The organism is Haloarcula sp. JP-Z28 (assembly GCF_011440255.1).
Classification (GTDB): Archaea; Halobacteriota; Halobacteria; order Halobacteriales; family Haloarculaceae; genus Haloarcula; species Haloarcula marismortui.
This window is the reverse complement of the sequence record NZ_JAAOHT010000090.1, coordinates 1-13,345: the sequence shown is the minus strand read 5'-3', so window position 1 is coordinate 13,345 and position 13,345 is coordinate 1. Positions and strand designations below refer to the sequence as shown.

General features: G+C 50.6%; 12 protein-coding genes and 3 pseudogenes. 8 read left to right on the top strand and 7 right to left on the bottom strand.

What is annotated here, in order from left to right; all coding sequences use genetic code 11:
• Positions 1-215 precede the first annotated feature (215 nt).
• Both G9463_RS21255 and G9463_RS21250 read left to right on the top strand, forming a co-directional pair.
• Positions 216-1,472 (top strand): sulfatase, encoded by a 1,257-nt coding sequence (locus G9463_RS21255; RefSeq protein WP_165897771.1) that lies wholly within the window; start codon positions 216-218, stop codon positions 1,470-1,472.
• A gap of 8 nt (positions 1,473-1,480) precedes the next feature.
• Entirely contained in the window at positions 1,481-2,524 is a 1,044-nt protein-coding gene (locus tag G9463_RS21250; protein WP_165897770.1) for a glycosyltransferase family 4 protein, read from the top strand.
• Between the two features lies 1 nt (position 2,525).
• Here G9463_RS21250 and G9463_RS21245 read toward each other — a convergent pair whose 3' ends face one another.
• The 4 genes and pseudogenes from G9463_RS21245 to G9463_RS21230 all read right to left on the bottom strand — a co-directional run.
• Positions 2,526-3,485, bottom strand: coding sequence for a hypothetical protein (locus tag G9463_RS21245; RefSeq protein WP_165897769.1), 960 nt, complete (start codon positions 3,483-3,485; stop codon positions 2,526-2,528).
• Between the two features lie 56 nt (positions 3,486-3,541).
• Positions 3,542-4,438: a glycosyltransferase family 2 protein gene (locus tag G9463_RS21240; RefSeq protein WP_165897768.1), complete on the bottom strand. Its 897-nt coding sequence runs from the start codon at positions 4,436-4,438 to the stop codon at positions 3,542-3,544.
• 149 nt (positions 4,439-4,587) lie between these two features.
• A pseudogene (locus G9463_RS21235) lies at positions 4,588-4,814 on the bottom strand (IS6 family transposase); the annotation flags it as partial.
• A gap of 21 nt (positions 4,815-4,835) precedes the next feature.
• Positions 4,836-4,997: pseudogene (locus G9463_RS21230) on the bottom strand (IS4 family transposase); the annotation flags it as partial.
• A 603-nt stretch (positions 4,998-5,600) separates the two neighbouring features.
• Between G9463_RS21230 and G9463_RS21225 the strand changes: the two are divergent.
• From G9463_RS21225 to G9463_RS21210, 4 genes are all read left to right on the top strand, one after another.
• Positions 5,601-7,049 carry a flippase gene (locus G9463_RS21225; protein WP_165897767.1) on the top strand — a complete coding sequence of 483 codons (1,449 nt, stop codon included), beginning with the start codon at positions 5,601-5,603 and terminating at the stop codon, positions 7,047-7,049.
• A gap of 91 nt (positions 7,050-7,140) precedes the next feature.
• Positions 7,141-7,605, top strand: a complete 465-nt coding sequence (locus G9463_RS21220; protein WP_165897766.1) for a dTDP-4-dehydrorhamnose 3,5-epimerase family protein — start codon at positions 7,141-7,143, stop codon at positions 7,603-7,605.
• A 3-nt stretch (positions 7,606-7,608) separates the two neighbouring features.
• Complete coding sequence (locus G9463_RS21215) at positions 7,609-8,682, top strand: glucose-1-phosphate thymidylyltransferase (RefSeq protein WP_165897765.1); 1,074 nt, start codon at positions 7,609-7,611, stop codon at positions 8,680-8,682.
• A gap of 2 nt (positions 8,683-8,684) precedes the next feature.
• Complete coding sequence (locus tag G9463_RS21210) at positions 8,685-8,864, top strand: hypothetical protein (RefSeq protein ID WP_165897764.1); 180 nt, start codon at positions 8,685-8,687, stop codon at positions 8,862-8,864.
• On the opposite strand, the gene rfbD is transcribed toward G9463_RS21210, so the two are convergent.
• The gene (rfbD, locus tag G9463_RS21205) at positions 8,861-9,763 is read right to left on the bottom strand and encodes a dTDP-4-dehydrorhamnose reductase (protein WP_165897763.1); all 903 of its coding nucleotides are present in this window, start codon (positions 9,761-9,763) and stop codon (positions 8,861-8,863) included. The genes G9463_RS21210 and rfbD overlap by 4 nt on opposite strands.
• A 56-nt stretch (positions 9,764-9,819) precedes the next feature.
• Here rfbD and rfbB point away from each other — a divergent pair, with 56 nt between their 5' ends.
• A complete protein-coding gene (rfbB, locus tag G9463_RS21200; protein ID WP_165897762.1) occupies positions 9,820-10,746 on the top strand; it encodes a dTDP-glucose 4,6-dehydratase in 927 nt (308 codons plus the stop codon).
• A gap of 67 nt (positions 10,747-10,813) precedes the next feature.
• Here rfbB and G9463_RS21195 read toward each other — a convergent pair.
• Together G9463_RS21195 and G9463_RS21190 are read right to left on the bottom strand one after the other, a co-directional pair.
• Positions 10,814-11,490: pseudogene (locus tag G9463_RS21195) on the bottom strand (IS6 family transposase).
• 684 nt (positions 11,491-12,174) lie between these two features.
• The gene (locus G9463_RS21190) at positions 12,175-12,372 is read right to left on the bottom strand and encodes a hypothetical protein (RefSeq protein WP_165897761.1); all 198 of its coding nucleotides are present in this window, start codon (positions 12,370-12,372) and stop codon (positions 12,175-12,177) included.
• 136 nt (positions 12,373-12,508) lie between these two features.
• Here G9463_RS21190 and G9463_RS21185 point away from each other — a divergent pair.
• Positions 12,509-13,345 (top strand): IS1595-like element ISHja1 family transposase (locus G9463_RS21185; protein ID WP_165897760.1); only part of this gene is annotated, 837 nt, incomplete at its 3' end.

Genomic DNA, 13,345 nt, shown 5'->3' with positions numbered 1-13,345 from the left:
GAATATCATTTCCCATAGGACCATCTTGAATACTCTGTTTCAGTGAACGGCGTAGACTGGTTCAAGCTGGACAGCTAAACGGCGTAGCTCAAACGAATTGGGTGATGACTTAGAGAGTCAATTGGTTGTTTTTGCGTTCAATCGTTTGGTATACAGGGTGCAGTAATTACTAGCTTCGGAAGAATAAAATCATATCCGAAGAAAGAGCCGGATACATGACTGCTTCCCCGCGGAACATAATCCTGCTTTCTGCGGACGCACTCCGGGCGGACCACCTCTCCTGTTATGGCTACCACCGTGAGACTTCACCTGTCCTTGATGAGTTTGCCGAGGAGAGTATTCGGTTCACAAATGCCTATAGCGCTAGTTCACACACACGCGAAGCGGTCCCTGCGCTGTTGACCGGGGAGTACCCCGATGTAGCTGTAGACTCTAAGCATCACCTCGCGTCAGAAACAATCGCATCGACGCTTTCAGACGAAGGATTCGCGACGGCAGGTTTTCACTCGAACCCGTTTGTCTCGCGGGCCTACGGCTTCGACGAGGGATTCGATCACTTTGATGACGATCTCCACTTAGGACAGAACAAGCTGGTAGCGCTTGCCCAGCGCGCCTTCGATAAACTTCGGAACCGGCACTACGCCCGCGCCGAGGAAATCAACGAACGGTCTCTGGACTGGCTAGATTCGTTGGATGATGAGGAGCCGTTCTTCCTCTGGAACCACTACATGGACACGCACGGCCCTTACGAACCTCCTGGTGACTACTCGACACTGTATTCCGATTACGGCCTGTCCGGCCGGGACGCACAGTCGCTATACCAGCGTGCCATCGACGACCCTGACTCGATTACCGACGACGAAAGACAGTTGCTTATCGATCTGTACGACGGGGAGATTCGATATAACGATATGTATATTGGGGAATTCCTTGATGCGCTTCGGAAGCGTGGGCTGCTAGAGGAGTCGCTCGTGATTTTCACGGCCGATCACGGCGACGCGTTCGGTGAACATGGCTACTACGAGCATCCGCGGTATCTGCACGAGGAGATTACGAAGGTGCCGCTCATTGTGCGGCCACCAAGTGGGCGTGACGAGGTAGTAGATTCGCCTGCTAGTACGCTAGATATCGTTCCGACCGCAGAGGCGGTCACCGGCTGCGGGGTCCAAGTTTCGCTCCTAGAGGGTCTGGAAGGCGACCGAAGGGTGTTTTCACAGGCTCGCGGCGAGGATAGCGATAGTCACCTCCGACGATACGCCCTCTGGACGCGTGAGGGGTCGTGTTTTTGTGAGCGGGATTCGAACACCGACGAGATACGGGTTATTGAAACGACGACTCACTCGCTTCGGGCCGAGCTGGAAGCCCACGTCGAACAGCGGGTGCGCATCGAGAACGGGGACGGGTCCGCGGCGGAGAGTGACGTGAACGAAGAGATCGAACGGCGGCTGAGTGCGCTGGGATACAAAGATTGAAAATTTAAATGAATATTCTCGTACTATCAAGGGAGTTTCCGCCATATGTCCTCGGTGGTATCTCGTATCATCTCAAAAACCTATATAACGAAATTACTGAACACGGGCACAATGTAACCATACTCGCCGGAAAGTGTTCTCAATCATACAATGATTTCGATGGTAATATTTCAAATGAGATAACAGTAAACCCTGTCCATTTTGGTTTCAGAGAAGGATACTACATACTGTATCCGCTTGCTCTACGGGGAAAGCTCAAATCAATAGATACGAGTGAGTTCGATATTGCAGTCGCTCATACTCCGCTCCCGTTTGAAATTCCGGAGTTATCTCTGGTTACAAAATATCATGACTGTGTTGCAGAAACTCGTAAGTTCATGCGTACGCAGCTTTCATTACCGGAAAAAATCGGCGATACGTTCCTTCATCCGCTCCGGAAAATGATTGACCAGCGTTCGTTACAGATCACTGACTATGCTATTTTCAACAGTCAGGTCAACAAGGAAGGGTGGACGAGCAATTATAAGTTCGATGGGTCGTACTCGGTCATCCATAATGGTGTAGACACTGAGCTCTTTGCGCCAATAGATGCTGCTCAAGAGGAGTACGTTGTTTTCGTCGGTACAACAGAACAGAAAGGGTTGAGTGCAGTAGTTGAGTACGCCAATACAAATCGTCGCCCGGTACATATTGTCGGATCGATTCAACTCGACCATCCCAATATCGTCTGCCACGGTCGTGTTTCCCAGATGAAACTGCGTGACATTTATGCGAAGGCCACAGCGACGATCCATCCGGCAAGGTTCGAGTCGTTCGGAAATGTCGTTCTCGAGTCGCTGGCCTGTGGTACTCCAGTTGTCACGACTCCACAGTGTGGTGCGTCAGGAGTTCTAACAAATGAAACAGGTGTTGTGACCACAGAGCTGGCTGGTGGAATTGAGAAAGCCACAGATTTCAAACCCAGTATGTGTCGAGAAGTCGCGAAAGAGCATGAGTGGAATCAGATAGCTGAGCGAACGGAAAGGATACTCGAAACCGTCACAGCCGCGTAGTCTACTTGTAGCCGAGAGCTCGGAGATGTTCCTCAGTATCTCGGCCGGTTTCTTCGGGTTCGAGAGTCGGAGTATAACTTCCCGTATCTGAAGCTGATGTCATAACCCAGGGGACACGCTTGACGTGTGGGTGGAGCATCCCTGGAAGGTGGCCATACATGCCCAACTCTCCGAAAGCCTCACCGTGGTCGGCACTGATAGCAACTTTCTCAGCAGAAATATTCTCTAACAGAATCTCGACTTGATCGAGAGCCATTCGAAGATTGTCGACATAGGCGTTCCACACCTTGGATTTCTTTTCTCCATTTCGTAGGGAATCGAAAGGTGACTCTTCATAATCATACAGGTCTCTCCCCTCTTCGAGGGCTGTCGCAATATATGGAGCATGAGGTTGGTTGAAATGTGCTACCAACTTTTTTGCATCAGTTGTTCGACTGTGTGCCACCGCCCTGTCAACAACATACTCAGGCAGTGTATGACCCGGACTATCTTGTGGAGCGTACCGCCAGAGTTGATCTAGATCATAGAAATCTTCTGGATAACAAATATTATCTTTAAGCCAGGACGGGGGCTGGTGTTTCCCATCCATATGAACCTCAGGGTACAGACGATCCTCAAATACCCGGCTTGAATAGCCGTTTGCAGAAATATATACGGTTTCTCTTATATCATCGATGTAATCTGTAGTGAACGTATTTGCCATCCATTCGTTTGATGTGCTTCCAATAGAAATGATAGAATCTACGTCAGAAATGAAATCATACTCTGGTGCCACCTGCTTCAGGGCATCTATTCGGCAGGTGTCAAGCAGAATAAGCACATCCCAGTCTAGCTCATAGATATTGGTTCCAACTGGTAATCGTGAAGTAGCTGTTGTCCATGCACCAACATAATATTTGAACGCAGTTCTTGCGATGTTATTATTATAAAAGTTCTTAATGAAGGCGTCTCGAATCCCCATAGCCCCGATTCATTTGTCCCAGTTAAAATGTTCCCGATTCAATCATTTTAACCAAATTAATCAGTCAGGTATCGCCTTCGGCCATAGTTTCCAACGATGCCATCAATGATACCGAGTATCATCGGTATAAATAAACTAGTATCATTTTTCGCTATATCTACTGCTTCATATCCATAGAATCCGACTAGCGCGCAGTAGTATAATAATCTCTTTGGCAGAGAGAATCGCGTTCGTGCAAGTAAGAACCGATTCCTTGACTGATAATATACTCGGTAGCTCTCCTCGTAATTTGATTCAGATTCTGGACTTTGGTGCATTATTTGTGACCTACGGTGGATTGCGACGTGGTATCCATGTTGACGAGCCCGGTAGCAATATTCAGTCTCCTCGACGTACAAAAAGAAGCGTTCATCTAACAGGCCGATCTCCCGAATCATATCTTTTCGTAGTAAAATCGCTGATCCAGGAACGTGATCTGTATAGATAAGATCACTATTATTCTCAGGAAGTTTTGGTAAAATATTCACCTTCCGTAAAATGTCTTCAAAACGACTTGGAAGGTTATACTGCTCCCTATTCTGGTCCACTATTGTTGGAACAACTATTCCTAAATTCGAATATTTCCCCATTGTTGTTATTAGCGAGTCAAGTACATCTAGATCAATAATATTTGTATCTGGATTAAGAATCCAAAAGTAATCATATGAGTCGATCTTGTTATTGATTCCACGATTGTTCCCCCCCGCATATCCCATATTTGCACCTGTATCAATATATTTCACATCAACAGTATCACACCAGCCTTTCAGATCAGGGCTTGAGTTGTTATCAACGACTATGAAATCTTCTCCAATGTTTTTAATGTAGTCGTCATAGAGTCTTTTTATATCCTCGACTGAGTTATAATTGACAATTATGATTGCGGTAGTGCAGTCTCTCAGTTTTTCAGACATATTGTGATTGTTGATATAGCTACCTATTTACAGTCTCTGTATTAAGTCCACCTGAGACAAACAGAACTACATACGTTGATTCATTTACGGTACAAGATATCTAAGATACGACTTACTCTTCCATAACAGGTCGAGGCGCATGGTAGTGTTTAGTTAGTAGCAATGAGCCATCGAGCGAAGGTTTGCAACCAGTTTTCGGCGGTTTCCGGTTCGGAGTGACTGAAGCAGTCCGAAAACGAAGAGGTCCGATGCTTTAGCTCTCGAAAATCCGTTCGGCAGCGTTCCGATTTCCGTAGCTACACATCCGAAATCGGAGTCCAGCTCGTTGCAGTGCAGTTTGGAGGTGTTGAGCACCATCGACGAGAAAGACGGCAGTCATTCGTCCATTGGTCTTTAGTTAGGCCTCACACCTCGGTTGCGCCGCGGTAGCGAGCGTCTCTTGTAAGATCGGTCGTTGCTGGTGGATCTTCTGCGCATCTTCGATCAGCCGCTCCAACAGCGGCGGTGGCGAGTAGCCGAGGTACTCACCGAGTTCGTGGAGGATGAGCTGGGCGTGCGACCACTGGCGGCGGTCAGTGGCCGGGTCGCAGGCCGCATCAGCCACAGCTACCGCACACGATGTCTCCCGCCTGCCGCTGATCGAGCATAGGATCCGTCTGATGTCTGGCGATTTTCTTTCTCTCAGGACCAATCAGCTCGGCGGTCCAAAATACTATATCGTCAACGGTGGTTTGTTCAGGTAGCAGAATTTCCATAGGTAAACACGACGATATTGCGAACGGGCCGATCTATACTGACCTGCTACACAAGAGCATACTCATAACCGTACGGATTCACGACTCTGCGATAGTCGGGCATGGGTCACAAATCCTATCTGGGGAGGTGGCACTTGTTCAGCAAGCCGTTGGGCTGTTTGAGCCAAGTGCACTTGACGAGGATATGTCCTCCATACAAAATCAAACACCGATGGGCTCATAATTAGATGGGTAACTGTTGTACTGCCGGAAAATACTGGACATGGACACAGATGTGCAAACATCTACGCAAACGGGATGGACATTTGGTATACAAAATGTTTATAAGCAATTCGTTCTTTAATCGAAGATTCACCTATGAATCGAACAGGTGCATTGAAATATGTCTACAGTATTAACTTCTATTCGTGAATCTCGCTCGTTCGAGCCTGAAGCTTTTTGTTGCTAGGATCGGCAAATCCCTCGTAGCGTTCCTTGCCGTCGTTGTTTTTTCTCGTAAGCTCGGAGCATCTCCACTTGGGACGTACTACCCGTTTCTCGCGCTTATCGGGATTCTTGCGATCCCGACCGATTTCGGAATCTCAAGCGCCACCGAGAAACGAATCAGTGAGGGAAATGACGCGAGTGAATATTTAGGTACTGCAATTGTTCTCAAGTTGCCCTTGTTAGCTTTTATTTCGGTATTAGTTTTATTAGTAAGCCAATATATCACTCAGTATCTCGGTGCAGACTTGACTCTCGCACTGATTGCTACACTGTTTGCCAGCCAGGCTGCGAAGCTCTCGATAACTGTGCTACGTGGTGAGAGGCGCGTCGGTGAAACCGCCGTTGTCGAGATCCTTCGACCGCTTGGCTGGCTCAGCATAGGGTATGCACTCTATCTTGATGGATACGGTGTGTATGCACTCGTGTACGGCTACCTTTTCGGTTCAGTACTAATGCTAATTGTTGGGTGGTGGAAAGTTTCGGTCTCAGTTGCCAAGCCAACCTTGGCGCATGCGCGCTCGCTCTTAGATTACGGACGGTATAGTGTAGTTTCTGCTGTCGGAGGGTATTTTTACAGTTGGATGGATGTCGCAATGCTCTCAGTATTCGTGTCCGTCAGTGCCGGTGCTGTCATTACTCGAGGTAACATCGGCGCATACGAGAACGCATGGCGACTGTCACTCGTCGTAATGCTCCTCAGCCAGTCAATTGCGACAACACTCTTTCCGCAGGTGAGCCAATGGAATTCCGAAGGAGCAATGAGCAAGATCGAAGGGGTAATTCCGACTGCCCTACTTCCTGCGCTCCTGTTCGTTATTCCAGCTTTTGCTGGTACAGCAGTCCTGTCAGGAGATCTTCTTCGGATTCTGTTTGGGCCGGAATTTACTGTTGCATGGCTAGTGTTGATTATTTTAGCTGGTGAAAAAATCCTGCAAGCAATTCACGTTGTACTGGGACGCTCCCTCCAAGCGATTGATCGGCCAGATTTAGCCGCATATGCTACGGTTGTCTCCATCGTTGTGAATTTATTTTTGAATATTGTTCTCATCTACAAGTTCGGTATCGTCGGCGCAGCAATTGCGACTTCAGTCTCATATGCCGTCAATACCATGCTGCATGCACGATATCTGAATCAATTCCTCGATATCGACTTCCCCACTGGTGAGGCAGTCTGGAGTGTGGTTGCCTCCACTGTGATGGGCATCTGTGTGTATGGCATGCACTTAGTCATACAGATTCGGACGATTCTCGACTTGTTTGCTATTATTTTGTTTGGCGTAGCCGTCTACACAGCGATTGTGCTCACCTATCGTCCAATTCGGGAGGTAACGCAGCAGCTAATCGGGCCAGTTATTCAGAATATTACCTAAAATGCAGAGATAGACACATTAGATTACTCTCTCAGTATATGAATATCAGAACCGGCGGCTATATCACTGGGGACGAACATCTCTCTCGTGAATGATTCATGATATCGACGTCCGCAACCTCCAAGTAAACGCCGACGAACGCGGCCACCTCGTCGAAGTCTTCCGTGAGGATTGGGATGAGTACGAGATCGATCCAGCAATGTCCTACTACTCGATGACGTACCCAGGCATTATCAGAGCGTGGCATCGCCATCTCGAGGGGCAAATCGATCACTTTGTCTGTCCAGAAGGTCGTATCATAGTCGGCGTATACGATGACCGTGAGGACTCACCGACCCAAGGGGAACTGAACACCTTCATCATCGGTGAACACAACCAGCAGATGATCCGTATCCCGGGCAAGTGCTGGCACGGGTTCAAAGCAATCGGCGACAAGCCATCGATTCTTATTAACTATCCGACAGAACTATACGATTACGAGAACCCAGATGAAGAACGGATTCCCCACGACACAGACAAAATACCTTTGGACTGGGAGGAACCACCTCACAAGTGAAACATGAAAGGTGTCTTACTATCTGGGGGGACGGGATCGCGGCTCCGCCCGATCACCCATACTGGTCCGAAACAACTCGTTCCGGTTGCTAACAAACCAGTTCTCGAGTACGCAATCGAGGACTTCAAAGAAGCCGGCATTACCGAAATTGGCATTATTCTCGGCCACAAAGGTCGTGACGAGATTCAAGAGCTTTTGGGGGACGGCTCTGAGTACGGTGTTGAAATTACGTATATCATCCAAGGGAATCCGCTAGGTCTAGCTCATGCCGCAGGGTGTGCGCGTGATTTCGTTGGTGACGACGATTTCGTGATGTACCTCGGGGACAACATCCTCAAGTCAGGGATCACAGACCTTGTCGAGAGTTTCGAGGCTGGTAACTATGGCGCAGGGATTGCCTTACAAGAAGTCGAGGATCCACAGGCGTTCGGAATTGCAGATGTCGACGATGCTGGAAACGTGACGGAACTTATCGAGAAACCGGATGAGCCACCAACCAACCTCGCTCTCATCGGGATGTACGTCTTCTCGCCTGCGGTCTTCGATGCCATTGACGACCTCGAACCGTCCTGGCGAGGCGAGCTTGAGATCACTGATGCCATCCAGTCGTTGCTTGATACCGGACACGAGATCGATTCGCATGTCGTCGAAGGCTGGTGGAAAGACACAGGTAAGCCAGAGGATATCCGGGAAGCCAATCGGCTTGTCTTAGAGGACCGGACGCTCGAAACCCAGGGTACAGTGGAACCCGATGCCACAGTCGAAGGCCGTGTTGAACTCGATGAGACATCGACGATCAAAGATGGAGCCGTGGTTCGTGGGCCAGTGTCGATCGCCGAAGACACGGTGATTGAATCCGGGAGTTACGTGGGTCCGTACACGTCAATTGGCCCGAACTCAACTCTCGAAGGTGTCCATGTGGAGAACTCCGTCATCATCGGCGACTCTTCAATCACAACTTCGGGAAAGATCGTCGATAGCTTACTCGGACGAGGAACGAACATCGGAAGCGCAGATTCGCTGCTCCCAGAAGGTCGTAGGCTTGTTGTGGGGGAGAACTCCCAGCTCAAACTCTAACCATGCGCATCATCACTCATACCTGCACGGAGTGTGGCACCATCGTTTCAGCAAACGAAATCGAATCGAACCGCGTGATGAAATGTCCGGGGTTGGGATGTGAGAACGTTCTCAAGTTCGAAGAGCTTCCCGCGGAAGAGCAGCAACACTTCCTCGAAAACAAGGACCAGTACGAGATCTAGCGATCGGTCGGGGCGATCCAATCAGAGATTGCCGTTAAATCCTCAGTGAGGGTTGGTTGTCGACGACCGAGTTGATCCTGTGTTTTCGTCACATCAAGACACGTATGAGACGGGCGAGTCGCCGGCCGTTCGATGTCGGATTGCTTGCCTTCTACGAGCAGCGACGTTGCAACGTCCATCTGGTCACAGATCGCTGCTCCAAACTCATAGGGTGAAACACACGATCGACACGCGACATTGAACGTTCCGCTAGCCTCGGCTTCTATCAGTTCCAATAGTTTCGACGCTGTGTGGCCGGCACGCGATGGAGTGATATATTGGTCAGTGAAAAGAGGGACCTCACTGTCTGTCTGGAGTTGGTCACGAACCCATGCTGGAAATCCCGTTAATTCGTCTGTACCACGGTGAACACCATAGACAAAGGATAGTCGAGTTATGAGAGCGTCTGACAGTCCATCCCGAACCGCTTTCTCGCCGTCAAGTTTGGATTGTCCATAGACTTGGACGGGGTTTACCGAATCATCCTCTGAGTACGATGCTGTGGACTTGCCATCAAACACATAATCCGTTGATACGTGAAGAAACTCATAATCTCCTTGACTGCAGTGTGCAGCAATCTCACCGGGCGCTTGAGCATTCACATCGTGTGCACGGTCTGGGTGTTCCTCACAGCCATCCACATCCGTCATCGCGGCACAATTCACGATCCAATCTGGATCCTCTGATTCGATAATCTCCGAGGCGGTGCTAGAATCTACGATGTCGAGTTCGAACAACGGGATATCGAAGTCCGGTGGCGTTGAATGATATGTGCCCGACACCGTCCATCCCTTCTCCAAACCGACTCGTACAACGTTCGATCCGAGTAAGCCGTTCGCACCGAGGACCAGGAGATGCATCACCGGCTATTCATCGTATGGAAACCTAAATACGCACGACTTGTGTCTTGTATCGTATGCGTATACTCGTCACCGGCGGGGCGGGCTTTATTGGATCCAACTTTGTAGAGCACATTATCGAGACCAGTGACGACGAGGTCGTTACGTTTGATGCCCTCACGTACGCTGGCTCAAAGAAGAATCTCGAAGGGGTTCTTGAACATCCTCAACACGAGTTTGTTGAAGGAGATATACGGGATGCTGACCTCGTCGGCGACTTGGTATCCGATGTTGACGCTGTCGTAAACTTCGCGGCAGAGTCACACGTCGATCGGTCGATAGAAGGTGCAGAATCCTTCGTCTCAACAAACGTACAGGGAACCCAGACACTGCTCGATGCAGCAAACGACGCAGAAATTGACCGGTTTGTCCAGATCTCGACAGATGAAGTGTACGGACAAATCGTCGACGGCTCCTTTGCAGAAGAAGACCCGCTGAACCCCAGGAATCCATACTCCGCGACCAAAGCCAGTGCTGATCTGCTCGCACAGAGCTACAAGACGACCCATGGACTGCCAGTTGTAATCACGCGTACGTGTAACAACTATGGGCCGAATCAACATCCCGAAAAACTAATTCCGAAGTTCATCACGAATGCAACGCAGGGCAAATCACTCCCCGTCTATGGAGATGGGTCAAACGTACGAGAGTGGATTTACGTCGAAGATAACTGTCGAGCATTGGAGTTAGTACTCCGTGAGGGTGACGTGGGAGAAGTGTACAATATCGGGACTGATGAAGAGAAGACGAATCTCGAAGTAACACAGGCTATCCTCGAAGCCGTTGGCGCATCCGAAGACCTCATTGAGTTTGTCGATGATCGGGCTGGTCACGACCAGCGGTATGCGCTTGACTCTTCGAAGGTTGAATCACTTGGCTGGGAACCGCAGTACTCGTTCGAAGAAGGACTTGGGGAGACAGTTAATCACTTTGTTGAGAGATAATTTAAATTCTCTACTTATTGAGGAGGGTTGAGTTAAAAAATGATAAAAAAGTTGAGATGGGAACTATCTAGTTCAGCACCTCCCCTGTAGGAGTCAAGCCATCTAGCGGTTGATTCGGTCGGTGGCGGTTGTAGTAGTGTTTGAAGCGTCTTAGCCAGCGTTTCGCGCTTGACTGACTGCATTGCTAAAACGAGTGGAAGCGCTCGATCCGCATGGCAACGGCCTAGAACCATTTTTTCGTGAGCTTCCGTCGTGGTAATCAAGGTAACCGCTCAAATCGTGACGTGAGTGGTCGTCAAATAGCCACTGGCATTAACGAGAAACTCTGTTTCGGTGATATCGTATTTCTCAGTGAGGCGATAGAGAAACGCCACTAGGGGTCAGTCCCGCAGAGGCTGATCACATCCACCTCTAACGGTAGCTTCGACTCCGTGTCGATGGCGGCATAGAGCCACTTGTCATCGCTGGCTACCTCGATTTGTTTCTCATCAACCGCGACCCACGACGGCGCTGCCGTCGGCGGGGCGCTCTGTGTTTGGGCAACTGTTTCCTTCCACTATCAAATCGCTTGGGAGCAGCGATTGACTTCCAACCAGTCTAAGACAGTCTCGACTTCACGCAACGGTAGCAGCATTGGGTGAATCGAACCCCAAAACACCGGACGGGTGTCTGCGTGCACTCGTTCTCCCAGGTGACTTAGTTTTGGATGTCTAAGCGTTTCTTGAGGATGTCTGCAAGTTCCACGTCCAGTTCTCGCTACGATCTCCTTAGTTCTGAATCCCCCAATTAGACAGTTCTCTCCTCGTCTAACTCTCGTTGCCGTACCCGCTGGCCCCATATCCGCAGTCAGGACTTGTCTCTCCGTCACTGTCGTCACCAACGGCCGAACCGCACCGTCGGCAGCTACGAACTCGGTGCAATCGATATCCACGCCGGCATTAAGCCACGTCAGCCGGAGTTTCTTTGCGTCCTTGTCGAGCGTAATCTCCCCAAGTGACCGCGCAACCATTCGTTCCGGCCCCGGTCTGCTCGACAGCCGTTTTGATGCGCCAGTCGCCGCAACAACCAAGGCGATCGTGCCGTCTTCACCGGAGACATGCACGCGGACTTGATATGTGGCCGGCATGATGGTGTATTCAAGCCACTCGAAGTCGGCGCTCTAACTGACGACAGAGCGGTCTTTGGCCTCTTCGGGATGTTGTCGTGCGAGTCTCGCGGCGGATCGTCGTACTGCTGGCGGCCAGACTCGTTGAGGCTACCGTCGTTAGAGTGCCAGACCCGGATGTGGTCCGGAATCGGGTGGGACTGTCGAGGTAGCCTAGTGGTGTCGGACTCGTCGCTGTCGTTTCCGTCTGTTCCATCATTGGGTTCCGATTCGTCGCTGTCTTCGGTTTTCTCGTCACCGATGGAAACCTCAACCATATCAGGTTACTCGATGCGGACGGTCGCAACAGCGCAGTGAATCTCGGCCGTGGGATCCCATCCTTGGTGGTTATAGTCAACAATTTCGTTGACCTCGGCAGGTGGTTCCTGCTGTTGACTAGTACCAACCGGCTCGGCCCCATCCGTTGGGTGAATTGCGTACTCGGAAATCTCTTGTTCAGCGATGGTGACTATCGTAGGCATGGCTGACGAAGGGCTTGTTTCACGAGAACAGCCACGGGACGGCAAGTCAAATCGCTCTTGCGAAGGAGATTGTTGATAGCGAGAGCTGCGGCTGAAAGTCGAAGAGGGCAAAGGCACCGCGCCAGCGGTGCCCGATATGTTCCCAATAAGCCGGTTCGTGTCGGAATCGGCTGCAGCGGACCTGTTGCAGCAGGTTCGCTGGCGTGATGGCGTCGAGTGCCCCCGCTGCCGTTCTGACCTGACGGTCAGAAACGGCAGCTATCGGGAGTATCAGCGGTATCTGTGTAAGAATTGCGGCCGGACGTTCAATGACAAGACCGGCACGATCTTCGCTCATTCGAAGCTCTCGCTGAAAGAGTGGTACTTCACGATATACGTGTTCTTACGGTTCAACACGAGTATTCGCCAGATCGAGGCGGAGCTCGATCTTTCGTACAGAACGGTGAGACGGCGCGTCGAGCGCTTCGCCAGCGCGCTCGACGCGCCTTCGATCACACTGTCTGGACCGGTCGAAATCGACGAAGTGTACGTCTCTGCCGGTCTCAAAGGCCGCGAGCGCGATCAGGAGTCGCGCTCGCGTGGCCTGTCCACGCGTGGACGAGGCTCGTACGACGGCGACAAACCGCCGGTGTTCACGCTGGTCGATCGTGGCTCGGACGATCGATACGTCGTGCCAGCGAAATCCGCTAGTGAATCGACTATTCGACTCCTGCTTGCTGACCACGATGAGGAGTCACTGACCGTCTATACGGACGGATTTCGAGCGTACGAGCCGCTCGAAGAAGACGACGCATTCTCCCGCGAATACGTCGTCCACGGCGACGGTGAATACGCTGATGGCGAAGTACACGTCAACGGTTGCGAGAGCCACGCGTCGCTGACGCGACGGTGGCTCTCGCCCCATCGAGGAGTGTCAAAGGACAAGCTAACACCGTATCTCAGAGCCTTTCAGCTCCGCTGCGAACTCTACAGA